Below are 24,056 nucleotides of genomic sequence, written 5' to 3' on the forward strand. Positions count from 1 at the left end.
TTAGGAGAATTAACATGGCATCAGTCATCAATACCAACATTGCGTCGCTGAACACGCAACGCAATCTGAATTCGTCGCAGGCGTCGCTCAACACCTCGATCCAACGCCTGTCCTCCGGTCTGCGCGTCAACAGCGCAAAGGACGACGCCGCCGGCCTGGCCATCGCCGACCGCATGAACTCCCAGATCAAGGGTCTGGCAGTTGCGCAACGTAACGCCAACGACGGCATCTCGATGGCCCAGACCGCTGAAGGCGCTCTGTCCACCGTGACCGACAACCTGCAACGTATGCGTGAACTGGCTGTTCAAGCTTCGAACGGCACCAACAGCGCGCAAGACCGCAAGACCCTGAACGACGAATACAAGCAGCTGTCGGAAGAAGTGTTCCGCGTGCTCAACGGCACCAGCTTCAACGGCCAGAACCTGTTCACCGGCTCCGGCCAAGGTGCATCGGCTGGCGTGGGCTCCAGCTCGGCCAACGTTTCGGCTTCCCTGACCCTGTCGTTCCAGGTCGGCGCCAACGTCCAGGACAACAAGCTGAACGACCAGATCACCATCACCCTGGATGACCTGTCGAACAACAAGACCATGGCCGACGTCATCGGCACCAGCGCCAAGGGTCTGATCGGTCTGGGCGACACCTCCGGTGTGAGCACTGCCCAAACCACCTACACCTCGGCCAAGGCCAAGCTGGACAACCTGTTCGCTACCGGCTCGACCCTGACCGCCAGCGCCCTGGCTTCTTCGGCAGTGACCCTGCAGAAGGCCGTGGACAGCGCCAAGCTGGCCCTGGACAAGGCTGTTGCTGCTCCGTCCGCACAAAGCGATGCACAGAAGGCAATCACCAACCTGGACAAGGCCATCAGCCTGATCTCGTCCAAGCGTGCAGAATTCGGTGCCGTTCAGAACCGCTTCAGCGCCGTCATCAGCAACCTGCAAGTGTCGAGCGAGAATATCACCTCGTCCCGTAGCCGTATCATGGATACCGACTACGCTGCAGAAACTGCCAACCTGACCCGTGCGCAGATCCTGCAACAGGCTGGTAACGCGATGCTGTCGCAGGCCAACTCGGCACCGCAGCAAGTCCTGTCGCTGTTGAAATAAGCCTGATAGCTAGGTAGGATGACGTGCGGAGGATAGGCCTTATTCTCCGCACGTTCCTTTAAGGAAGGGAGTAGTAACATGTCGATTGCCCCACTTAATATCACAGCTGCTGGCGATTCCGGTACGGCGTATGCCTTGCCGCAAAGCGCTGTCAAGCCCGATCCCGTGGTATCGACCGTTGCCCCGGCAGCGACTTCGGAAGCACGTCGCGCGACGGAAAGCGATGTCAACGATGCCGTCGGCAAACTCAACGACTTCGCCAAGACCAGCGCCTCGGCACTGAACTTCTCCAAGGACGAAGAGACTGGCCGCACCATCGTCAAAGTCGTGGATACCGCGACCGACACCGTGATCCGCCAGATTCCCAGCGAAGAAGCGATCTCCATCGCCAAGTCCATCGACAAGATGCAAGGCCTGTTGATCAACCACAAGGTCTGATTTGAAGTTGAGTCTGGTACGAACTGCAGTGGCTCGAAAGACCGCGTGCGCCCATGATCATTCATGGCGCATGACGGGTTCGGCTACCCCAGTTCATAATGGATTCGCATAACACCCGCACAGCGTCCCTCCTGCACCGACGCCGTACTTGAGAGCCACTCTCCTGTTGACCGCGCGCGCAGCTCCCCCTTAAAGCGCTGTGCTTACGCAAAGATTCAGGAGTTGAACCATGGCCACTTCCACCGGCACTATCTCCACCTCGGCAGGCCCGCTTGACGTTGCGACCCTGGTCAGCCAGCTGATCTCGGCGGAAAGCCAGTCTCAACTGACTCCGCTGACCACCCAGGCCAGCAGCTACAACACCCTGATCTCGGCGTACGGCAGCCTCAAGAGCGCGCTGTCGACCTATCAGTCGGCCATCAAGGGGCTCAGTGCAGCCAGCTTCAGCTCCCAGAAAAGCAGCGTCAGCAATGCCGGCACCGGTAGCAACCTGACCACCGATCCGTTCACCGCCGACGTCAACAGCGACGATTCGACCAAGATCCTGGCGCAGAAGATCAAATCCGAGGGCGTCACCAGCGGCACCACCTTCAGTGCTGGCGACTCGCTGGCGATCAAGATCGGCACCAACTCGCCCACCTTTATCACGCTCAAGGCCAACTCCACCCTGGCAGGCGTTCGCGACGCCATCAATGCCTCCAAGGCTGGCGTTACTGCCTCCATCGTCACCGATGGCAGCGGCGATCACCTGGTGCTGGAATCGAATACCGGCGGCACTGCCAATACCATCAAGGTCACTGCCAACAATAGCCTGTCCCGCTTCGCCTACGATCCATCGAGCTCGACGCCCAGCACCACCACCCAGATCCAGGCGCCGCGCGATGCGACCAAGGCTGCCTCGGGCACCTATTCGGTTGGCGTGACGCAACTGGCGCAGACCGCCAAGCTCAGCTCGGCCAGCATCACCCCGGGCAGCACGTTTGAAAATGGTCTGCTGGCCATCAAGACCGGCACCGGCTCGACGACCATCATCAAGCCGTCCACCAATAGTCTGGCCGGCATTCGCGATGCCATCAACAGCAGCGATGCCGGCGTGAACGCCACCATCGTCAGCGACGGCACTAACGACCACCTGGTGCTCACCGCCAAGGACAGCGGCGCCACCAATACCATCAAGGTCACCGGCACAGCGGACTTTGCCGTATTCAATTCGGATCCGAGCGGTACGGTCACTACCCCCAATGTCAGCAATAGCCAGCTCTATACCACTGGTACGCTGAACCTGAAAGTGGGGGACAGCACCATCGCCATCAACCCGACGGCCAATGGCAGTGGCGACATCGACCTGACCCAGGTCATGACCGCCATCAATGGTGCGGGTGCCGGCGTGACCGCCTCTATCACCAACGACGGCACCAATAGCCGCCTGGTACTGACGCCGAACGCCGCGAACGCCACGGCTTCCATTTCCCTCGCGGGCAGTGGTGATTATTCGGGTCTCAGCGCCAGCGGCATGGGACAGTTGCTCAAGGCGCAGGACGCCAAGCTGTCCATCGACGGCGTGACGGTCACCAGTCCCAGCAACAAGGTAGAAAACGTGATTTCGGGTGTGACCCTGAATCTCTCCAAGGTCACCACCTCGGCAGACGATTTCACGCTCAACATCAGCAACGACACCACCGGCCTGACCAGTGCGGCCAACACGTTCGTCTCCGCCTACAATACCCTGGCCAAGGCGATCGCCAGCATGACCGCGCAGACGCCTTCGACCACACTGGGCCAGGCCAATACCTCGGCCCCCCCTGGCCAGCGAGTCGTCGGTTCAGACCATCTTGACCCAGTTGCGCAACACCCTGTTCTCCTCGGTGGACGGTGGCAATGGCATCAACACGCTTTCCGACATCGGCATCGGGTTCCAGAAGGACGGCACGCTGGCACTGGACGCAACCAAATTGTCGACCGCGGCCACCAACAATTTTGCCGGCATCGCCAACCTGTTTGCCGGCACCGACCCGGATACGACCAACACCACGTCCTCCAAAAATGGTATCGTCACCAAGTTGACGACGCTGATGACGAACCTGTTGAGTGACACCGGCATCATCGCCACCAAGACCAACGGCCTGCAGGCCAGCCTGAAGATCAATCAGGATCGCCAGACCGCAGTGCAGACCCGTTTGTCCAACATGAAAGATGCCTACACCAACCAGTTCAACCAGCTCAACATCACGCTGGCCAGCATGCAATCCACGCAAAGCTACCTGACCCAGCAACTGGCCAGCCTGGCCAAGAGCAGTTGAGTCTGAATCCGCGAACATAGGAGAACGTCATGTTCGGAAGCATGAAACGCGGGGCCAACGCCTACGCCAATATCGGGGTGGAAACCGGCGTGGTCGCCGCCAGCCCGCACAAGCTCATCACCATGCTCTTCGATGGCGCACTGGTTGCCATTGCACTGGGCAAGAAGCACATGGGCGAAGGCAATATCAAGGACAAGGGTGAATCCATCACCAAGGCCATCCTGATCGTCGACAACGGTCTGCGCGCCAGCCTCAACAAGGAAGTCGGCGGCGAACTGGCGTTGAACCTGGATTCGCTGTACGAGTACATGAGCCGACGCCTGTTCGAAGCCAATGCCACCAACAATCCTGCCATCCTCGATGAGATCCACGGTTTGCTCAATGACATCCGTTCGGCGTGGGAACAGATTGGCCCCAACACCGTGCAGTCCGCACCGCAAATGGCAGTTGTCCAGGATCATTCCCAACCCAGCTTCGCAAAGGCCTGACTGATATGAACGGTGACGAAGTCATCGCCATTTACGAGTCGATTTCGCAATTGACTGACGAAATGCTGGCTGCCGCGCGGGCAGCAGACTGGGACCTGCTGGCCGGACTTGAGGCGCAGTGCGGCAAGCACATCGCCAATCTGCGCAATTGCGAGGACCATGTTTCCCTGCCTGAGGCCTTGCGCAACCGCAAGGTCGATATCATCAAGAAGATCCTCGAAGACGATCGCCACATCCGCAACCTGACCGAACCGGGATTGCGCAAACTGTCGGCGCTCATCCAAAGCAACCAGACCGAACAGAAGCTGCTCAATACCTACGGCATGGGTAGTTGAACATGCTGCCGCGGGCCGATATCGCCAGCGCCGTCCAGCCTGTCCATGCAGTTGACGCGGCCACCGCCGTCGTCTCGGTTGCCGATACCCGCCAGGAGGCCTTCAGCCGCCTGGCGCAGATTGCCATCGGCCAGCAGATGTCCGGCCGCATTCGCTCGAACTTCAGCGACGGCACTTTCCTGGTGCGCATTGCCAATACGGCTGCGCGCATGGTGTTGCCCAACAACGCCAAGGTCGGCGACTCGCTGATCCTCACCCTGGTCTCGAAGGACCCTCGTCCCACGTTCTCGGTCAACGAAGGCAGCATCCGCACCGACGAAGACAGTGCCTCGGTGGCGCTGAGCAATGCCGGCCGCGCCATGCAGAAGGACCTGAAGTCCTTGCAGTTCGTCACCCGTGACGAGAGTGGCGCCGGCCAGATCGGGCAGAACGAGGAAGTCCCCGTAGATGCCCGCGCCAAGGGCCCAGGCCAGGGCGATTCGGGCGCCCCCTCCAGCACCACCACCACGCTCAGCAATGCCGGCCGCCTCATCGGCAGCCTGCTGCAGGCCTCACAGCAAGGCGACATGGCCGATCACGTCAGCGCGCCTGCCCCGCTGCTGGCCAAGCCCAATGTTCCCACCGAACAGATGGCAGGCGCCCTCAAGGATGCCATCGCCTACAGCGGCGTTTTCTACGAGTCCCACGTCTCGGCGTGGGCCGCCGGCCAGCGCCCCGCCGAAGAACTGATGAAGGAACCGCAAGCCCAGGTGGCTGCCCAGAAAGGCGGCGACATCAACCTGCTGAGCCAGAGTGATCCGGCACAGAACCAGCTCGGACAGTTGATCAACCTACAACTAAACGCCCTGGAACAGCAACGGGTCGTCTGGCACGGGCAAGTCTGGCCGGGGCAGCAGATGGAATGGGAAATCGCCCAGGAACATGACCAGTCCGCCTCCGGCGGACGCGACGACGACGCCTCGCCCCCGACCTGGCACAGCGTCGTGCGCTTCAACTTCGCCCAGCTGGGCAGCGTTTCCGCCTCGATCCGCCTGATCGGACAGCAGATCCACGTACAGGTCAAGGCCGACAACGAAGCTGCCGCGGCCGCCCTGCGTGGTCATAGCGGCCTGTTTGCCAATGCCATGGCAGCCGCAGGCACCTCCCTCGACTCCCTCACCGTCAAGCAAGCCGATGGAGAAACCTAATATCCCGCTGCAAAACGCCGTCGCGCTGGCCTACAATGCCAGCCAGGGGGCGCCCCAGGTCGTGGCCAAGGGCCGTGGCCTGGTGGCCGAAGCCATCATCGCGCGGGCCAAGGAAAGTGGCGTCTACGTGCACGAATCCAAGGAACTGGTTTCCCTGCTGATGCAGGTCGAACTGGACCAGCAGATCCCCCCCGCTCTCTACCGCACCGTGGCCGAACTGCTTGCGTGGCTATATCGTATTGAAAATATGCAATTAAGTGAGTCTGTGATGTATGATACTGGGTTAAATTATTCCAATAATTTCCCCGGGGAAAGCGAGCCCACTCGCTGATTTCAGACGCACAAGACGCAAAAGACGCACAGATAGATGGCTAATCACGACGAGATCGACGACGACAGTCCCTACCGGGTTCATTCACGGCGGGAAATCATCGCCCTGCTGACCAGCATGATGGAAAAGAACCAGCTCCTGAGCCTGCTGATCAAGGGTGGCTCCGAGTCCGTGATCACCTCCATCCTCGAAGTCGATGCCGATGATGATTCTCTGATCATCGATGCCGCGCCCAGCGCCATGCTCAATGAGAGCATCGTTTCCAGCAAGCGCATCAATTTCGAAGCCCTGTACAACAGCATCCGCATCACCTTCGCCGTCGACGGCGCCACCCAGATCGAATACCAGAATCGCCCTGCCCTCAAGGTCGACATCCCGGAAAGCCTGGTTCGCCTGCAACGTCGCGAGTATTTCCGTATCCCGACGCCGATCGCCAAGCCGCTGCGCTGCACCTTCCGCATCACCCAGGCCGATGGCTCCTTCGCCACGGTGATCACCCTGCTCAACAACATCAGCGCAGGTGGTGTGGGTATCACGGACGAAAAGAAGATCCTCCCCGCCACACCAGGCGTGATCTATGAAGATTGCCAACTGGAACTGGGTGACAACACCCTGGTCTCGGTAAAGCTGCAGGTGCGCGACTGCAAGGAATTCAAGATGACCAACGGCAAAGTGGTCAACCGCTTCGGCTGCCAGTTCGTGGACATTCCCCGCACCGTACTGGCGGCGATCCAGCGTTTCATCACCAAGCTGGAACGCGAACAGAACGCCAAGGCTTCCGGCATGATGTAAGGCCGGACGGGGCCGCCCTGCAACCCCGCTCCCAACAGTCATCCCCGCACAAAACAAAACACCCCGAGACCGGTTCGACCGGTTTCGGGGTGTTTTTGCATGCAGAGCGTACCGCCACGGCGCGGCAATCGCTGCGCCGAAGCAACATCAGGGCAAATCGATCACAGCTGCATGGTCATGATGTCGCGGTAGGCCGAGACCAGCTTGTTGCGCACCTGAATACTTGTCTGGAAAGAAATGCTTGCCTTCTGTGAAGCAATCATCACGTCCGAAAGGTTCACACTATCATCGCCCATTGCGAAGGCTTGCGACATTTTGGCCGCCGTCTGCTGGGAGCTGTTGACCTGATCGATCGCGCCCTTGAGCACATCGGCAAAATCCACGCGCTGCGCCGGCTTTTCCGCCTTCAGGCTGCTCTGGACCGGGTCGGTCACACCCTGCGCCCGCGCTGCAGCCGCCTTCAGCTGGGCCACCATCGCCTCGATCTTGCTGGTATCAATCACGCTTTCGATTGCCATTTCCCACCCCTTGAGTTCATCTTGCAGGCCTTACGGGAGCGCAGCACGCACCCCTGCCATCTACAGCAGCACCTTAACACTGCCGCATTGACAAATCGCACCAATAAGCGGGGAATTTGCCATTCTGTTCGGGCGATCAAATTCCCGCTTCCAACGGACAATCCACACTGAGCAAAAAACCTCACAAAGGTAGGCAGTGAATAAAGTCTTTATCAAGCTGGCAATCGCGGGGACGCCAGAGGGGAAATCATGGCGGTAGCAGCCGACGGCACGATGACCGGCGAAACCAATACCACGGGCGACATCAGCAACGCTGAGGGCATGCCCCAGGGGCAACCCGCCCAGGGTGGCATGGTTGGCTATGCCCGCTCGCCGCAAGGCAAACGCATCCTGCTCATCATCGCCGCAGCTGCCACCCTGGCACTGATGGCCGGTATCTGGCTGTGGAGCCAGAAGGTCGAGTATCGCGTCCTGTTCTCCAACTTCAATGACCGCGACGGCGGTGCCATCGTGGCCTCGCTGCAGCAGATGAACGTGCCCTACAAGTACTCCGAGGGCGGCACGGCCATTCTGGTGCCCGAGAACATGGTCCACGACGCCCGCCTGAAGCTGGCCGCTCAAGGCCTGCCCAAGGGCGGCAATGTCGGCTTCGAACTGATGGAAAACCAGAAGCTGGGCATCTCCCAGTTCCTGGAACAGGTCAACTTCCAGCGCGCCCTCGAAGGTGAGCTGGCGCGCTCAGTGCAATCCCTCTCTTCGGTACAGACCGCCCGCGTGCACCTGGCCTTGCCCAAGGCCTCGGTCTTCGTGCGCGACCAGCAGAAACCCACTGCCTCCGTAGTGCTGAGCCTCTATCCGGGCCGCTACCTCGACCAGCAACAGGTCAGCGCCATCGTCCACCTGGTGGCCAGCAGCGTCCCCGAACTGTCTCCCAAGTCGGTCACCATCGTCGACCAGAACGGCAACCTGCTCTCCGACACCACCAAGCAAACGCAGACCAATACCCTGGACCCGACGCAGCTGAAGTATGTCCAGGACCTGCAGCAGGACATCGTCAAGCGCGTCGAGTCGATCATCGCGCCCATCGTCGGCAATGGCAACGTGCGTGCCGAAGCGACCGCCGATGTCGACTTCTCCCGCACCGAACAGGCTTCCGAAGCCTACAAGCCCAACCAGACCAAGGATACCGCCGCCGTTCGCAGCAAACAGAGCAGCGAAGCCAATAGCGCGACCTCCGGCACCTCCGGCGTCCCCGGCGCACTCACCAACCAGCCGCCGGCCCCGGCCACCGCGCCTATCGTCAATCCGGCGGTTGCCAATGGTGCTGCCAACCAGAACGGTACCGCCGCCACACCCAATGGCGCAGCGCCCACCCCCACGGCCAGCGGCAATTCGCGCAAGGACGAGACCATCAACTACGAGGTCGACAAGACCGTGCGCTACACCCAGCAACCCATGGGTGGCGTGCGTCGCCTGACGGTGGCCGTGGTGGTGAACTACAAGCGCACCATGGACAACACCGGCAAGATCGTGATGCGTCCGCTGACCGAAGCCGAACGCAACCAGATCACCGACCTGGTCCGTGAAGCCATGGGCTACAACAAGGACCGGGGCGACTCGCTCAACGTGGTCAACACCCAGTTCAGCACCGACATGGAACCGGAAGTGCCGCTCTGGAAGCAGCCGGGCATGATCGAGCTGGCCAAGGAAATCGGCAAGTACGTGCTGGTGGCCGCAGTCCTGCTGTTCCTCTACTTCCGCGTACTGCGCCCCATCGTCTGGAAGCTCTCCGGCCGGGAAGAGCGCGAACGCCTGGCCAAGGAAAAGGCCGAGGCCGAAGCCGCCGCAGCCGCTGCCGCCGTGGCCGCCGGCTTCGATCCGGACGATCCGGATGCCATCGTCAACCTCTCGGGCGAACCCGAAGTCGACGAACGCGCCGCCTACAAGGCCAACCTCGAAACCGCCAAGCAGTGGGCCAAGAACGATCCGAAGCTGGTGGCAAGCATCATCAAGTCATGGGTGAACAATGAGTAACGACGGCGTTCAGAAAGGTGCCATCCTCATGCTCGCCCTGGGCGAGGATGAAGCCGCCGAAGTCATGAAGTACCTGGGCCCGAAAGAGGTCCAGAAGCTGGGCGCGGCCATGTCGGCCCTGCGCAATGTCAGCTTCGAGGAAATCAATGAGGTGCTGGAAGCCTTCGTGGCCGAGACCGGCCAGGCCTCTTCGCTGGGCCTGGATTCGGACGAGTACATCCGCAGCGTCCTGACCAAGGCCCTGGGCGATGACAAGGCCACCTCCCTGCTCAACCGCATCCTGGGTGGCCGCGACGCTTCCGGTATCGAAAGCCTCAAGTGGATGGACGCCCAGTCGGTCGCCGAACTCATCCGCAACGAGCACCCGCAGATCATCGCCACCATCCTGGTTCACCTGGAGCGCGACCATGCCTGCGGCATCATCAACAATTTCACGGAACGTTTGCGCAACGATGTCATCCTTCGTATTGCAACTCTGGACGGCGTGCAGCCGGCTGCGTTGCGCGAACTCAATGATGTGCTGACCAAGCTGCTGACCGGCAACGAAAGCCTGAAGAAGCAACAGATGGGCGGTATCCGTACCGCGGCCGAGATCCTCAACTTCATGTCCGGCGAGAACGAGACCTCGGTGATGAACAACCTGCGCTCCTACGACGAGGACATGGCGCAGAAGATCATGGACGAGATGTTCGTCTTCGAGAACATCATCGACATCGACGGCCGCGGCATCCAGCTGCTGCTGCGCGAAGTCCAGTCCGAGTCGCTGATCGTGGCCCTGAAGGGTGCCTCGCAAGGCCTGCGCGACAAGATCTTCGCCAACATGTCGCAGCGTGCGGCCGAGATGATGAAGGAAGACCTGGAATCCAAGGGGCCGGTACGCCTGTCCGAAGTGGATGCCCAGCAGAAGGCCATCCTGCAGATCGTGCGCCGCCTGGCCGACGAAGGCCAGATCGTCCTGGGCGCCAAGGGCGAGGACGCGTTCATCTGATGCGCTTGATGCCCATCATGCAGTTTGCTGTCGGCATGCCGGCCTGAGGAGTCAAAGAAGCCATGCGTGCAAAGATCATTCCCAAGGAAGAGATGACGCCCTACCAGCGCTGGGAGCTGGCGTCCTTCCACGACGAACCCGAACCGGAGCCCGAACCGCTGCCGGTAGAGGAAGAATTCCTCGAAGAACCGCCGCCGGTGCCACAACTGACGGCCGAACAGCTCGACGCCATCCGCGAAGCAGCGCGCCAGGAAGGCTTCGCCGAAGGTCGCCAGCACGGCCTGCAGGCCGGTCGCTCAGAAGGCTACATGGCCGGTCTGCAGCAAGGTCAGCAGGAAATCAACGAAGTCATCCAGCATTTCCGCCAGATCGCGGTCAACTTCAGCACCGAAGTCTCCCAGTGCAGCGAACGCATGGCCCCCGAAATGCTGGACCTGGCGCTGGACCTGGCCAAGTCCATGCTCAAGACCGCCCTGCGCGCACGCCCGGAACTGGTCCTGCCCACCGTCAGCGCTGCCATCCACGCCCTGCCGGTGCTGCAACTGCCGGCCAGCCTGACCCTGCACCCGGAAGACGCCGCCCTGGTGCGCGAGCACATGGGTGCCGAGCTGGCCCAGCAAGGCTGGAAGATCGATGAAGATGCCCAGATGGACCGCGGCGGCTGCCGCGTCGAAACCCGCACCAACCAGATCGATGCCACCACCGAGACCCGCTGGAAGCGGCTGGGCGAATCGCTGTCCAAGCAGCTCGAATGGCTGGAATGACGTTTTACAAGTGATACCGACCTGAACGGGAGCCCCGCATGAACTCCCCGATGCCATCCCATAGCAGCCTGTGGCAAGCCTATCTGCACAACTGTCGCAGCCTGGTGTCCATGGCTGAGCCGACCATGACCGCCGGCCGCATCACCCGCGTCGCCGGGCTGGTGATGGAAGCGGTCGGACTGAAGCTGCCAGTGGGCAGCCCCTGCAACGTGCCCCTGCCCAATGGCACCATGATCGAAGCAGAAGTCGTCGGATTCCAGGACGATCGCCTCTTCCTGATGCCGCAGAGTGATGTCGAAGGCATCGTTCCGGGCACCCGCGTCTACCCCGTCGAACCCGTACGCCCGCCCCCGCGCACCGGCCCCATCAGCTTTACCCCGCGCCGCATCGACGAACACAGCCGGCGCCTGCCGGTCGGCGACGAACTGCTGGGCCGCGTGCTCGATGGCGCCGGCCGCCCGCTGGACAACCTCGGCCCGCTGCACACTGAAAGCTCGGCGCCCCTGGGCGTACGTGCCGCCAATCCGCTGGGGCGCGCGCCCATCCGCGACATCCTCGACACCGGCATTCGCGCCATCAACACCATGCTGACCGTCGGCCGTGGCCAGCGCATGGGCCTGTTCGCCGGCTCAGGCGTGGGCAAGAGCGTGCTGCTGGGCATGATGGCGCGCTACACCAGCGCCGACGTGATCGTGGTCGGCCTGATCGGGGAACGTGGTCGTGAGGTCAAGGAATTCATCGAACAGATCCTGGGACCGGAAGGCCTGGCACGTTCGGTGGTGGTAGCAGCCCCCGCCGATACCCCACCCCTGATGCGCCTGCAGGGCGCGGCCTATTGCACCTCGATTGCCGAGTATTTCCGCGACCAGGGCAAGGATGTGCTGCTGATCATGGATTCGCTCACCCGCTATGCCATGGCCCAGCGCGAGATCGCCCTGGCCATCGGCGAGCCGCCTGCCACCAAGGGCTATCCACCTTCCGTGTTCGCCAAGCTGCCGGCACTCGTGGAACGCGCCGGCAATGGCGACGAAGGTGGCGGCTCCATCACCGCCTTCTACACCGTGCTGACCGAAGGCGATGACCAGCAGGACCCCATCGCCGACGCCGCCCGCGCCATCCTGGACGGCCACATCGTGCTCAACCGCCAACTGGCCGAAGCCGGCCACTACCCGGCCATCGATATCGAGCAATCCATCAGCCGCGCCATGCACAGCATCACCGATGCCGATCACCAGCGCCGCTCCCGCCACTTGAAGCAGTTGTACTCACGCTTCCAGCGTAACCGCGACCTCATCAGCGTGGGCGCCTACGCTGCCGGCAGCGACCCCATTCTGGACGAAGCCATTGCCTTATTGCCAAGAATGGAAGCCTTTTTGCAGCAAGGTATTCACGAGCAGGCCGATGTATCAGAGAGCTTGAGGCAACTTACCGCTCTATTCGGGTGATTGAGCGGGCACGGCCAAAAATATAATCGGAGCGATCATGGCTACTCCCTCCGCACTTGATACGCTGATTGAATTGGCGACCAAAGAGACCGACGATGCGACCAAACGCCTCGGCCGGGCTTATTCGCGTGAGTGAAGAAGCACAGCAGAAGCTGGGCATCCTGCAGCAGTACCGCGACGACTACGCGGCCCGTTTCCAGGAAACCCTGACCAATGGCTTGACCGCGCTGGCCTATCGGAACTTCCAGTTGTTCCTGGAGAAGATCGACAACGCCATCGACGGCCAGCAGGACGTGGTGCGCAGCAGCCAGCAACGCGTGGCCGAGGCGCGTGCCGCCTGGCAGGCCTGCGAGCGCAAGCGCATGTCCTACGACACCCTGGCCACGCGTGCCCGGGACAAGGAAATGCGCAAGGAAAGCAAGCGCGACCAGAAGTCCATGGATGAGCACGCCGCACGCATCAGCTTCTACAAGCGCTGATCGCACGGATGACAGGCAAGCAATACCAGACGACGACCGCAACGCAAAGAGCACGCAGAGCACCGAGTAGCAAGTAACCGACAGGCCACCACCATGAATACTTCCCTGCCGCTGTTGAACGTCATTACCGGCTCGCAAGCCGCCACCGGTTCGCGTTCCGGCAATCCTGCCGACAGCTTCACGGCCGACGCCCCCTTCAACCAGGTGCTCAACAGCCAGGTGAACTCGCGCAATCAGGAACAGCAGTCGCAAGCCAAGCCACAAGCTCCGCAGCCACCGGCCGCGACCAACCAGGCTGCACAGAATGATGCTGCCAAGCAGGCAGCGGCCACCAAGACCGAATCAAAGCAGGACGTTGCCGACCAGAGCAAGGAAAAGGACGAGGACAGCGACGACACCACCACTGCCGCCTCCGCCGAGCTGCTGGCGCTGGTGGCCAACATCGCCCAGAACGCCGTCAAGCCGGTCGGCGAAGGCAAGAGCGAAAATACCGAGGCCGATCTGCTGGCCCAATCCAAGCGTAGCGGCGCTACGCTGTCACTGGCCGACCAGCAAACCCTGATGGCGGACGGCAAGCAAGGCAAGATCGACCTGGCCGGCCTGCAGGACGCCATGGCTGCCAACAAGCTGAAACAGGAAGGCCGCGACCTGAGCCGCAATGCCAGCGGAACCGAAGCCAATCCCTTGGGCCAGGAAAGCGCCAACAATGGCAAGAGCGACAAGCCGGCCCTGGACCTGAGCGCTGACACCAAGGCCGCGCCCAAGGAAGATGCCAGTGCCTTGGCCGCTGCCCGCGCCCAGACTGGCAAGGTCACCGCCGAAGCCGTGACGACCGCCAAGCAGGACCTGCCGCAAACGACACCGGCCCCGATCGTCGTGCCTGCCATCCAGCAGACCCTGGCCGCCAGCCAGCCGCAAGCCGTCTTCGCCAACTATACCGACAAGGTGCAGCCCAATGTCGGCAGCGCCGGCTGGGACCAGGCCGTCGGCAGCAAGATCACGTGGATGGTCAGCGCCGGTATGCAAAGCGCCTCCCTGAGCCTGAATCCGCCCGACCTGGGCCCCATGCAGGTGGTGCTGAACGTGCACAACCAGCAGGCTGACGCCACCTTCATCACTGCCCAGCCCGAAGTGAAGCAGGCGCTGGAAGCGGCCATGCCCAAGCTACGCGAAATGATGGACCAGGCTGGCATCCAGCTGGGTCAGGCGACCGTCAATACCGGCATGCCCAATCAGCAGCAGGGCAACACCGGCCAGCAGCAGGGCCGCTCTGCATCTGCCTCCGGCAGCTTCGGCAAGGATCAGGAAGGCGAACTGGCCGTCAACGCTACCACCACCACGACCGCCACCACCAGCGGCTTGGGCCTGGTAGACACCTTCGCCTGAGGCACGCCGCTTCGGTCACGCTTACAAAAAATGCAATTTCGTCCGCGCAGGGCTCAACAATGGGATTTCCTTGCCGATAAGCAGATATCCTCGCATTGTGCGCAGACGAACTGAAAGGACTAGTAGATGGCAACAAAAGGAAAAGCACCTGCCAAGGGCGCTGAAGCAGACGCAGCACCGGCCAAATCCAGCAAGAAGATGCTGTTCATCATCATCGGTGCCGTGCTGGTACTGGTCATCGGTGGTGCCGCAGCCTTCTTCATGATGGGCGGCAAGGGCAAGAAAGGCGAGGACCATGCCGAGGAAAAGACCGAGGCCAAGGCACCGACCTTCGTGGTCATCGAACCCTTCGTGGTCAACCTGCAGCAGGAAAGCGGCGACCAGTATCTGCAAGTGGCGATGACCCTGCAGGTGCCGGACGGCCAGACCGCCGAAGCCCTGAAGCTTTACATGCCCCAGGTGCGCAGCCGGCTGCTGATGGTACTGTCCAGCAAGAAGGCTTCCGAACTGCTCACCAGTGAAGGCAAGCGCAAGCTCACCGACGAGATCATCGACCAACTAGGCGAACCGTTCTCCGGCAAGGGCAAGGGTCCGCAGATCACCGACGTGTTCTACACCTCGTTCGTGATCCAACAGCAGTAACACCGCATCGCAGTCAGAGATTTTCGACCATGGCCGAGCATTTTCTATCACAGGAAGAAGTCGATGCCCTTTTGAAGGGTGTGACGGGAGACGAAGACGAAGAAAAAATCGTCGAAGAAGCTCCTGGTACGGTACGTACCTACAACCTGGCCACGCAGGAACGCATCGTGCGCGGGCGTATGCCCACGCTCGAAATCATCAACGAGCGCTTCGCCCGGCTGTTCCGCATCGGCTTGTTCAACTTCATCCACCGTACCGCCGAGATTTCGGTCGGTCCGGTGAAGGTGTCCAAGTACAGCGAATTCATCCGCAACCTGGTGGTGCCGACCAACCTGAACCTGGTCCACATCAAGCCCTTCCGGGGCATCGGTCTGGTGGTGTTCGACCCGCAGTTCGTGTTCATGCTGGTGGACAACATGTTCGGTGGCGATGGCCGCTTCCACACCCGCATCGAAGGTCGCGAATTCACGCCCACCGAGCAACGCATCATCATGCGCGTGCTCGAAATTACGTTTGAGACCTACTCCAAGTCGTGGGAACCGATCTATCCGATCGAGTTCGAGTTCATCCGCTCGGAAATGAACACCCAGTTCGCCAACATCGCCACCCCCAACGAAGTGGTGGTTTCCACCACCTTCACCGTTGAACTGGGGCCGGTGTCCGGTGAAATCCATATCTGCACGCCCTACTCGATGATCGAGCCGGTGCGTGACCGCCTCACCAGCAGCATGCAGGGTGAGGCACTGGAAGTCGACAAGCGCTGGATCCGCCTGATGAAGCAGCAGATCCAGACCGCCGAAGTCGAACTGATCGTCAATTTTGGCACCGCCCGCGTCAACTTTACCGACCTGCTCCACATGCAGGTGGGTGACGTGATCCCGCTGCAGACCAACGAGACCGTCGAGGCGCAGGTCGATGGCGTGCCGGTGATGGAATGCAGCTATGGCCAGTTCAATGGCCAATACGCCTTGCGCGTGGAAAAACTGCTGTCCATCACCCATCAAGAAACACCGGAAAGCTTTCAAGGAGATTAGTAATGGCTGATGAGAACGTAGCAGGCGCAGGCGCGGCGGAAGACGATCCGTGGGGCGCGGCCATGGCCGAGCAGACCCAGGCCGAAGAAGAACAGAAAAAAGGTCAGATGGAAGACGAGAAGGGCATCACGGCCGCACCGGCTGCCGCCACCGTCTTCAAGGACCTGAGTGCCCAGGACATCAAGACCAACACCCCCAACGATATCGACTTCATCCTCGATATCCCGGTGCAGTTGACCGTGGAACTGGGTCGCACCAAGATCGCCATCAAGAACCTGCTGCAACTGGCGCAGGGCTCGGTGGTGGAACTGGACGGCATGGCCGGCGAACCGATGGACGTGCTGGTCAACGGCTGCCTGATCGCCCAGGGCGAAGTGGTGGTGGTCAACGACAAGTTCGGTATCCGCCTGACCGACATCATCACGCCCGCCGAACGCATCCGCAAGCTCAACCGCTAGGCAGGACGGCTTGAGTTTGATGAAACGCATTTCCGCTGCATCCCCCGCCTCACCTGCCACACGCTCGTCGGGCAGATTGCATCAGCACCGGGCGGGCCTTGTGTCCGCCCGGCTTCTCATCGGTGGCACGCTGGTCGCCTGCGCCCAGGCCTGGGCTGACAACGCCCCCGCCGCTGCCACTGCGACCAGCACCGCTCCCGTCGCAACCGCATCTGTCACAACTGCTCCTGCGGCGACCGTCCCTGCCGTCACCGGCAGCGCCCTGCCCTCGTCCGGCGGCAGCATCTTCACGATGCTCTTCGGCCTGGTGGCAGTCCTGGCTGTGATGGCAGGCATTGCCTGGCTCCTGAAACGCTTCGGACTGAGCCAAAACCTGAGCGGTAATGCCGCCGCCAAGGTAGTCGGTGGTGTCTCCGTGGGGAGCCGCGAACGCGTGATGGTCATCGAAGTCGGCGAACAGTGGATCGTGGTCGGCGTGGCGCCGGGACGCGTGAACGCCCTGGCCACCCTGCCGCGCCAGGAACTGACGGCACAGCAAAGCAGCCAGGCCAGTGCACCGGCCTTCGCCACCTGGCTCAAGCACACCATGGACAAACGTAATGGCGGCGCCGGCAACGGCAGTCGCCCAGGTAATGATGGCAGCACAAGCTAAGCCGCAAGGCCTCCTCCGTATCCTGGCCGCGCGCGCGGCCACGCTGCTGCGCAGCCGCTACTGGTGGCTGGCACTGATCTGCCTGCCGCTGGCCGCCTCGGCCCAGCAAGGCATCCCCGCATTGAACAGCATGCCCGCGCCGGGCGGTGGCACGAATTATTCGCTGCCGATCCAGACCATGCTGTTGCTCACTTCGCTGTCGTTCATTCCGGCGGCGTTGCTGATGATGACCTGCTTCACGCGCATCGTGATCGTGCTGTCGCTGCTGCGCCAGGCGCTGGGCACGCAATCGACGCCACCCACCCAGGTGCTGATCGGCCTGTCGCTGTTCCTGACCTTCTTCGTCATGAGCCCGGTGTTCGACCGCATCTACACCGAGGCCTACCAGCCCTTCGCGGAAAACCGGATCCAGATGATGGAGGCCCTGGACAAGGGTGCCGCCCCGCTCAAGGAGTTCATGCTCAAGCAGACCCGCCAGTCCGACCTGGCGCTGTACGTCAAGCTCTCGCGCGGCCCGGCCCTGCAGGGACCGGAAGACGTGCCGCTGCGTCTGCTGGTGCCGGCCTTCGTCACCAGCGAATTGAAGACGGCCTTCCAGATCGGTTTTGCCATCTTCATCCCCTTCCTCATCATCGACATGGTGGTGGCCAGTATCCTGATGTCGATGGGCATGATGATGATGTCGCCGGCCATCGTCTCGTTGCCCTTCAAGCTGATGCTGTTCGTGCTGGTGGATGGATGGCAGTTGTTGATCGGGTCTCTGGCCCAGAGTTTCTACTAGCCGCCGGCAAGGACCGACAATGACTCCCGAAACCGTCATGACCATGGGCCGCCAGGCCATCGAAGTCACCCTCCTGATCGCCGCGCCGATGCTGCTCACGGCACTGGCCATCGGCCTGCTGGTGAGCATCTTCCAGGCTGCCACCCAGATCAATGAACAGACCCTGGCCTTCATTCCCAAGCTGGTAGGCGTATTCCTGGCCATGATCATCGCCGGTCCCTGGATGCTGAGCATCATCATGGACTACATGCACAACATGCTCACCGGCATTCCCGCCATGGTCCAGTAGCGCGCTTGCAGGACCGCGTGTCCGGCAACTCCTGATTCATGCTTACCTTCTCCAGCCAGCAGCTCTACACCTGGGTTGCCATGTTCATCTGGCCGACCACCCGCATCCTCGGGCTGCTGTCCATCGCACCGCCTTTCGGCAGTGCCAGCGTGCCGATGCTGGTGAAAGTCCTGCTGGGCATCGCCATCGGCGCGGTGCTGGCGCCGGACGTGCCGGTGCCACCGGCGATCGACCCGATGTCGATGACCGGCCTCCTGATCCTGCTGCAGCAGTTGCTGATCGGCCTGTCCATGGGCCTTGCCATGCGCGTGGTGTTTGCCGCCGTCGAAGCAGCCGGCGAACTGACCAGTTCCACCATGGGCCTGTCCTTTGCCGCCTTCTTCGATCCGCAAAGCCAGGGCCGCACGGCCGTCATCAGCCAGGTCCTGTCACTGCTGGCCACCATGGTCTTCCTGAGCCTGAACGGCCACCTGCTGCTGCTGCAGGTGATGGCCGAAAGCTTCCACACCCTGCCCATCACCGGCCAGCCGATCACCACCGAGGGCTTCCACCAGCTTGTCCTGTGGGGTGCCAAGGTGTTCAGCATGGGGGTGCAATTGTCGCTGCCGCTGCTGATCGCCCTGCTGATCACCAACTTCGCGCTAGGCATCCTGACCCGCGCCGCGCCTCAATTGAACCTGTTCGGGATCGGTTTTTCGATTACCATGCTGTCCGGTTTCATCCTGATCGCCTTTGCCCTGCCCTACATGCTCACCCCCCTGCAACGTCTTCTCTCGGATGGCATCGAGATGGTGCGCCTGCTGGGTAGTGTGCCGCCGGTCAATGCATTGCCCAAACCGTGAGCAGGCGACTTAGCTTCGAGCGGGGTGATCGCCAGTGCGCGATGGCTCCACATTTACTTCTTCTGACGATCCGGCGGCCCGCCTTGCCACACACTGGCGGCTATCCGGTACTGACTACAGCGCGCCCATTTTTCGCATGAATATTGCCTCCCTTCGCCGTCCCAAGATCATCGTCCTGGCACTCGCCGTCCTGCTCGTGGGCGGCTACGTCGTCCATCGCATGCTCACACCGCCGCCACCGCCCACCTACCTGAGCGCCACTGCCGCCGTGGCCGATATCCAGGACGTGGTACTCGCCAGCGGCACCGTCAAGGCCTACAAGCAGGTCAGCGTGGGTGCCCAGGTCTCGGGCCAGATCAAATCGCTCAAGGTGGTGCTGGGCGAGCGCGTCAAGAAGGGCCAGCTGGTGGCCGAGATCGATTCCATGACCCAGGCCAATACCCTGGCCAGCAGCGAATTCACGCTACAAAACCTGCAGGCCCAGTTGCGCTCCAAGGAAGCCACCCTGAAGCAGGCGCAACTGGCCTACGAGCGCCAGAAGACGATGCTGGCCGGTGACGCCAGTTCGCGCGAGAACTTCGAGACCGCCGAAGCCACCCTCAATGCCACCCGCGCCGACATCACCGGCCTGCAGGCGCAGATCAGGGATGGCGCCATCAAGGTGGACAATGCCCGCGTCAACCTGGGCTATACCCGCATCACCGCCCCCATCGACGGCGAAGTGGTGGCCATCGTGGCGCAGGAAGGACAGACCGTGAACGCCAACCAGTCCACGCCGACCATCATCAAGGTGGCGCGCATGGATACGGTCACCGTCAAGGCGCAGATCTCTGAAGCCGACGTGGTCCGCGTCAAGCCGGGCCTGCCGGTCTACTTCACCATCCTGGGCGACCCCGATCACCGCTACCGCACCACGCTGCGTGCCATCGAGCCGGCACCGGACTCCATCCTGCAGGACGAGACCTCCGCCAGTAGTCTCAGCAGCAGCAGCTCCAGCGCCACGTCCACGGCGATCTACTACAACGGCTTGCTGGACGTGCCCAATCCCGACGGCAAGTTGCGCATCTCCATGACCACCCAGGTCAACATCGTCCTGTCCGAAGCCAAGAACGCCGTGCTGGTGCCCTCGACCGCGCTGGGCGAGAAGGATGCCCAGGGCAGCTACCTCGTGCGCGTGCTCGATGAACAGGGCCTGGCACATGATCGGCGCGTCAAGATCGGCATCAACACCAATGCCCAGGTACAGATCACCGAGGGCCTGAAGGCCGGTGAGCGTGTCGTGACCGGCACCGCCGTGGCCGGCGCCACCGACAGCAGCAACAGCAGCGAACGCCGCGGTCCGCCGCCGCGCATGTAAGGCCGCCATGACCACAGCCCTGCTGCAGCTGCGCGGCCTGCGCCGCGATTTCCCGGCCGGTGACGACAGCATCACCGTGCTCAATGACGTCAACCTCGACATCGAGGCCGGCGAGCTGGTGGCCATCGTCGGCGCCTCCGGCTCCGGCAAGTCGACCCTGATGAACATCCTCGGCTGCCTGGACAAGCCCAGTGCCGGCAGCTACCTGGTGGCCGGGCGCGAGACCGGCAAGCTCGATGCCGACGAACTGGCGCAATTGCGGCGCGAACATTTCGGCTTCATCTTCCAGCGCTACCACCTGCTCTCGGACCTGGACGCCACCTCCAACGTTGAAGTGCCCTCGGTCTATGCCGGTCTGGACCCGGCGCAACGACGCCAGCGTGCCGCACAACTGCTGGCCCGCCTGGGCCTGGCCGAACGCAGCCATCACAAGCCGGGGCAATTGTCGGGTGGTCAGCAGCAGCGCGTGTCCATCGCGCGCGCCTTGATGAATGGCGGCGACGTCATCCTCGCCGACGAACCCACCGGCGCCCTGGACAGCCACAGCGGTCACGAGGTGATGAACATCCTCAAGGAACTGCATGCCGAAGGCCACACCATCATCATCGTCACTCACGATATGCAGGTGGCCAGCAATGCCCAGCGCATCATCGAGATCAAGGATGGCGTGATCATCACCGACCGCCGCAATCTGCCGGCCGGGACCGATGCCACCACCCCCACGGGCAGCGGCAGCCCCTCCCGCCAACGCAGCGACCGCCAGCAGCAGGCCAGCCCCTGGCGCGCCACGCTGGACCGTCTTGGCGAGGCGCTGCGCATGTCACTGCTGGCCATGAACGCACACCGCCTGCGCAGCTTCCTGACCATGCTGGGCATCATCATCGGCATTGCCTCGGTGGTCTCGGTGGTGGCACTGGGAAGTGGCTCGCGCGAGCAGATCCTCTCCGACATCAGTGCCATGGGCACCAACACCATCGACATCTTCCCCGGCACCGACTTCGGCGACATGAAGTCGGCGGCCATCCGCACCCTCACCCCGGCCGATGCCGCCGCCCTGGCCGAGCAGAACTTCGTCGACAGCGTCACTCCCAGCGTGGCCACGGCCTCCTCGGCGCGCTACGGCAACATCTCGGTGACCGCCACCATCAACGGCGTGGGCGAGCAGTATTTCCGCGTGCGCGGCCTGAAGATGGCGCAGGGCATGGGCTTCAACGACGAGAGCATCCGCCGCTATGCGCAGGAAGTGGTGATCGATGCCAATACCTACAAGAAGCTCTTCCCCAACGGTGGCAATGCCCTGGGCGAAGTGATCTTCCTGGGTAGCGTGCCCTGCCGCGTGATCGGCGTAACGCAAAAGCGCGAGAACGGGTTCGGCAACAACAGCGCGCTCAACGTCTGGGTGCCCTACACCACGGCGATGAGCCGGGTGATCGGGCAACGCTATCTGAGCGGCATCACCGTGCGGGTGAGCGACAACGTCCCCAGCGCCGCCGCCGAGGAAGGCATCACGCGGCTGATGACGCTGCGTCACCGGACCAAGGACTTCTACATCTTCAACACCGACAGCATCCGCCAGACCATCGAAAAGGCCACTGCCACCCTCACCCTGCTGGTGTCGATGATCGCGCTGATCTCGCTGGTGGTGGGCGGCATCGGGGTGATGAACATCATGCTGGTGTCGGTCACCGAGCGCACCCGCGAGATCGGCGTGCGCATGGCGGTGGGCGCGCGCCAGAGCGACATCATGCAGCAGTTCCTGATCGAGGCGGTGCTGGTTTGCCTGGCCGGCGGGCTGCTGGGCGTGTTGCTGGCACTATCCTTCGGCGCCATCTTCGCGCACTTCGTCAGTAGCTTCCGGATGATCTATTCCACCGCCTCCATCGTCAGCGCCTTTGCCTGCTCCACCCTGATCGGCGTGGTCTTCGGCTTCCTGCCGGCGCGCAATGCAGCGCGCCTGAACCCGGTGGATGCCCTTGCACGCGAATGATTCCATAGCCATGTCCAAGCCTCTTCTCTCCCCACTTCCGCTGCTGCTGGCACTGGCCCTGCTGGGCGGCTGCAGTTCCCTGACGCGCACACCCTACGCGCCGCCGGTGACCCAGGCGCCGCCGGCCTGGCAACAGGCGCCTGCGGCCGGCACGGTCGATGCCCAGCGCTGGTGGCAAGGTTTCGGCGACGCCGAACTGACCCGCCTGATCGATGAAGTCCTGCGCAAGAACAATAATCTGGCTGCCGCCACCATCAAAGTACGACGCGCCCAAATGGTGGCCGGACTGGCGGACGATGCCTTCGTCCCGGCGCTTGGTGGCCAGCTCGGCACCAGCGCCAGCAAGCCCCTGAGCGGCAACCGCTCGACCACGCGCCAAAGCCAGAATTCGATCACCCTGTCTTATGAAGTGGATCTCTGGGGCCGCCTGGGCGCCAACTATGACGCAGCCCGCTGGGAGGCGCTGGCGACCGAACAGGATCGCGCCGCCACCGCGCTGACAATGGTCGGCACCACCGCGAGCCTTTACTGGACCGGCGCCTTCCTGAACCAGCGCATCCGCACCGCCGAGCAGAGCATAGCTTACGCCCGCAAGACGCTAGAACTGGTCAACACGCAATACGGTGCCGGCGCCGTCTCTTCGCTGGAAGTGCTGACGGCGCAGCAGAACCTGCTGAGCCAGCAGTCCAGCTATACCGACCTGATACGGCAGCGGGTGGAAAACGACAACGCCCTGGCGATTCTTTTCGACAGCCCGCCGGGACAGGTCTTTACGCTTCCGTCCAGCCTGCCTGAGCAGCCACTGCCAGCGCTTGAAGCCGGCCTGCCGGCCGACCTGCTGGGGCGCCGACCGGACCTGCGCGCGGCCGAACTGCGCCTGCGCGGCTCGCTGGCCAATGTCGACCTCACACGACTGGGCTTCTATCCGCAACTGAACCTCACCGGCACGCTCGGTACCAGCAGTGACGCCCTGCTGCGTCTGGTACAGAATCCCTTGGCCACGCTGGGCGCCCAACTGACCCTGCCCTTCCTGCAGCAGACGCAGATGAAGCTCAAGGTCGGCGTCTCGCAGGCCGACTATGACACCGCCGTCACCAACTTCCGTCAGACCCTGTATTCGGCCTTCAGCGAGGTCGAAAATGCCCTCGCGGCACGCCAGCAATATGCCAACCAGCAAGCCCTGCTGGTACGTAACCTGGAAGTGGCGCAGGCCGCCGAGCGACTGTTCGAGCTGCGTTACCGCGCCGGTTCGGTCACCTTGCAGGCCTGGCTGGATCAGCAGGACAAACGGCGTACCGCCGAGACTTCACTGGCCCAGACGCGGCTGAACCAGCTCAAGAACCAGATGACGCTATACCAGGCTCTGGGCGGCGACGCCAGGGCAACCCCACCCGCCATGCCGCCAGCGCAGTAGCCAGCGCAATAG

The 24,056-nt window shown here is 62.3% G+C and carries 23 protein-coding genes and 2 pseudogenes; 24 read left to right on the forward strand and 1 reads right to left on the reverse strand.

All coding sequences use genetic code 11. The annotated features are described in order from the left end of the window. Positions 1 to 14: 14 nt before the first annotated feature. The 8 genes and pseudogenes from HFRIS_RS07315 (at position 15) to HFRIS_RS07350 (ending at position 6,974) form a co-directional block, all read left to right on the forward strand. Positions 15 to 1,103 (forward strand): flagellin N-terminal helical domain-containing protein, encoded by a 1,089-nt coding sequence (locus tag HFRIS_RS07315; RefSeq protein WP_006462648.1) that lies wholly within the window; start codon positions 15 to 17, stop codon positions 1,101 to 1,103. A gap of 78 nt (positions 1,104 to 1,181) precedes the next feature. After that, positions 1,182 to 1,541, forward strand: coding sequence for a flagellar protein FlaG (locus HFRIS_RS07320; RefSeq protein ID WP_039874823.1), 360 nt, complete (start codon positions 1,182 to 1,184; stop codon positions 1,539 to 1,541). A 229-nt stretch (positions 1,542 to 1,770) separates the two neighbouring features. Next, positions 1,771 to 3,841: pseudogene (gene fliD, locus HFRIS_RS07325) on the forward strand (flagellar filament capping protein FliD). Between the two features lie 29 nt (positions 3,842 to 3,870). Then, entirely contained in the window at positions 3,871 to 4,329 is a 459-nt protein-coding gene (gene fliS, locus HFRIS_RS07330; RefSeq protein WP_006462650.1) for a flagellar export chaperone FliS, read from the forward strand. A 5-nt stretch (positions 4,330 to 4,334) separates the two neighbouring features. After that, entirely contained in the window at positions 4,335 to 4,664 is a 330-nt protein-coding gene (locus HFRIS_RS07335) for a flagellar protein FliT (protein WP_006462651.1), read from the forward strand. 2 nt (positions 4,665 to 4,666) lie between these two features. Beyond that, a complete protein-coding gene (fliK, locus tag HFRIS_RS07340; protein WP_039874826.1) occupies positions 4,667 to 5,851 on the forward strand; it encodes a flagellar hook-length control protein FliK in 1,185 nt (394 codons plus the stop codon). Next, on the forward strand, positions 5,838 to 6,182 hold the full coding sequence (locus HFRIS_RS07345) for an EscU/YscU/HrcU family type III secretion system export apparatus switch protein (RefSeq protein WP_006462653.1): 345 nt from the start codon (positions 5,838 to 5,840) through the stop codon (positions 6,180 to 6,182). The genes fliK and HFRIS_RS07345 overlap by 14 nt, the downstream gene beginning before the upstream one ends. A gap of 36 nt (positions 6,183 to 6,218) precedes the next feature. Continuing rightward, entirely contained in the window at positions 6,219 to 6,974 is a 756-nt protein-coding gene (locus HFRIS_RS07350; protein ID WP_006462654.1) for a flagellar brake protein, read from the forward strand. Positions 6,975 to 7,135: 161 nt separating this feature from the next. Here the strand turns inward: HFRIS_RS07350 and fliE are convergent, their stop codons facing one another. Next, a complete protein-coding gene (fliE, locus tag HFRIS_RS07355) occupies positions 7,136 to 7,492 on the reverse strand; it encodes a flagellar hook-basal body complex protein FliE (RefSeq protein WP_006462655.1) in 357 nt (118 codons plus the stop codon). 249 nt (positions 7,493 to 7,741) lie between these two features. Between fliE and fliF the strand changes: the two genes are divergently transcribed. The 16 genes and pseudogenes from fliF (at position 7,742) to HFRIS_RS07435 (ending at position 24,044) form a co-directional block, all read left to right on the forward strand. Next, positions 7,742 to 9,526: a flagellar basal-body MS-ring/collar protein FliF gene (fliF, locus tag HFRIS_RS07360; RefSeq protein WP_006462656.1), complete on the forward strand. Its 1,785-nt coding sequence runs from the start codon at positions 7,742 to 7,744 to the stop codon at positions 9,524 to 9,526. Further along, a complete protein-coding gene (gene fliG, locus HFRIS_RS07365; protein WP_006462657.1) occupies positions 9,519 to 10,514 on the forward strand; it encodes a flagellar motor switch protein FliG in 996 nt (331 codons plus the stop codon). The genes fliF and fliG overlap by 8 nt, the downstream gene beginning before the upstream one ends. Positions 10,515 to 10,576: 62 nt before the next feature. Beyond that, complete coding sequence (gene fliH / locus HFRIS_RS07370; protein WP_006462658.1) at positions 10,577 to 11,278, forward strand: flagellar assembly protein FliH; 702 nt, start codon at positions 10,577 to 10,579, stop codon at positions 11,276 to 11,278. A gap of 38 nt (positions 11,279 to 11,316) precedes the next feature. Continuing rightward, complete coding sequence (gene fliI / locus HFRIS_RS07375) at positions 11,317 to 12,723, forward strand: flagellar protein export ATPase FliI (RefSeq protein WP_039874829.1); 1,407 nt, start codon at positions 11,317 to 11,319, stop codon at positions 12,721 to 12,723. Positions 12,724 to 12,760: 37 nt separating this feature from the next. After that, positions 12,761 to 13,202: pseudogene (fliJ, locus tag HFRIS_RS07380) on the forward strand (flagellar export protein FliJ). A gap of 93 nt (positions 13,203 to 13,295) precedes the next feature. Beyond that, positions 13,296 to 14,588 carry a flagellar hook-length control protein FliK gene (locus HFRIS_RS07385; protein WP_006462661.1) on the forward strand — a complete coding sequence of 431 codons (1,293 nt, stop codon included), beginning with the start codon at positions 13,296 to 13,298 and terminating at the stop codon, positions 14,586 to 14,588. Between the two features lie 126 nt (positions 14,589 to 14,714). Continuing rightward, positions 14,715 to 15,230, forward strand: coding sequence for a flagellar basal body-associated protein FliL (fliL, locus tag HFRIS_RS07390; protein WP_006462662.1), 516 nt, complete (start codon positions 14,715 to 14,717; stop codon positions 15,228 to 15,230). A 29-nt stretch (positions 15,231 to 15,259) separates the two neighbouring features. Then, entirely contained in the window at positions 15,260 to 16,264 is a 1,005-nt protein-coding gene (fliM, locus tag HFRIS_RS07395) for a flagellar motor switch protein FliM (RefSeq protein ID WP_039874831.1), read from the forward strand. A 2-nt stretch (positions 16,265 to 16,266) separates the two neighbouring features. Next, positions 16,267 to 16,722: a flagellar motor switch protein FliN gene (fliN, locus tag HFRIS_RS07400; protein WP_006462664.1), complete on the forward strand. Its 456-nt coding sequence runs from the start codon at positions 16,267 to 16,269 to the stop codon at positions 16,720 to 16,722. A gap of 100 nt (positions 16,723 to 16,822) precedes the next feature. Beyond that, positions 16,823 to 17,374 (forward strand): flagellar biosynthetic protein FliO, encoded by a 552-nt coding sequence (gene fliO, locus HFRIS_RS07405; protein WP_244436268.1) that lies wholly within the window; start codon positions 16,823 to 16,825, stop codon positions 17,372 to 17,374. After that, complete coding sequence (fliP, locus tag HFRIS_RS07410; RefSeq protein ID WP_006462667.1) at positions 17,358 to 18,155, forward strand: flagellar type III secretion system pore protein FliP; 798 nt, start codon at positions 17,358 to 17,360, stop codon at positions 18,153 to 18,155. The genes fliO and fliP overlap by 17 nt, the downstream gene beginning before the upstream one ends. Positions 18,156 to 18,174: 19 nt before the next feature. Then, positions 18,175 to 18,444 carry a flagellar biosynthesis protein FliQ gene (fliQ, locus tag HFRIS_RS07415; protein WP_006462668.1) on the forward strand — a complete coding sequence of 90 codons (270 nt, stop codon included), beginning with the start codon at positions 18,175 to 18,177 and terminating at the stop codon, positions 18,442 to 18,444. A gap of 38 nt (positions 18,445 to 18,482) precedes the next feature. After that, on the forward strand, positions 18,483 to 19,286 hold the full coding sequence (gene fliR / locus HFRIS_RS07420; RefSeq protein ID WP_006462669.1) for a flagellar biosynthetic protein FliR: 804 nt from the start codon (positions 18,483 to 18,485) through the stop codon (positions 19,284 to 19,286). A 136-nt stretch (positions 19,287 to 19,422) separates the two neighbouring features. After that, the gene (locus HFRIS_RS07425) at positions 19,423 to 20,643 is read left to right on the forward strand and encodes an efflux RND transporter periplasmic adaptor subunit (RefSeq protein ID WP_006462670.1); all 1,221 of its coding nucleotides are present in this window, start codon (positions 19,423 to 19,425) and stop codon (positions 20,641 to 20,643) included. Positions 20,644 to 20,650: 7 nt separating this feature from the next. Further along, entirely contained in the window at positions 20,651 to 22,630 is a 1,980-nt protein-coding gene (locus tag HFRIS_RS07430; RefSeq protein WP_006462671.1) for a MacB family efflux pump subunit, read from the forward strand. Positions 22,631 to 22,640: 10 nt separating this feature from the next. Then, the gene (locus tag HFRIS_RS07435) at positions 22,641 to 24,044 is read left to right on the forward strand and encodes an efflux transporter outer membrane subunit (protein WP_006462672.1); all 1,404 of its coding nucleotides are present in this window, start codon (positions 22,641 to 22,643) and stop codon (positions 24,042 to 24,044) included. The last annotated feature ends 12 nt before the right edge of the window (positions 24,045 to 24,056 follow it).

Origin of the sequence: Herbaspirillum frisingense GSF30, from assembly GCF_000300975.2 — a bacterium.
GTDB classification, from domain to species: Bacteria; Pseudomonadota; Gammaproteobacteria; order Burkholderiales; family Burkholderiaceae_D; genus Herbaspirillum; species Herbaspirillum frisingense.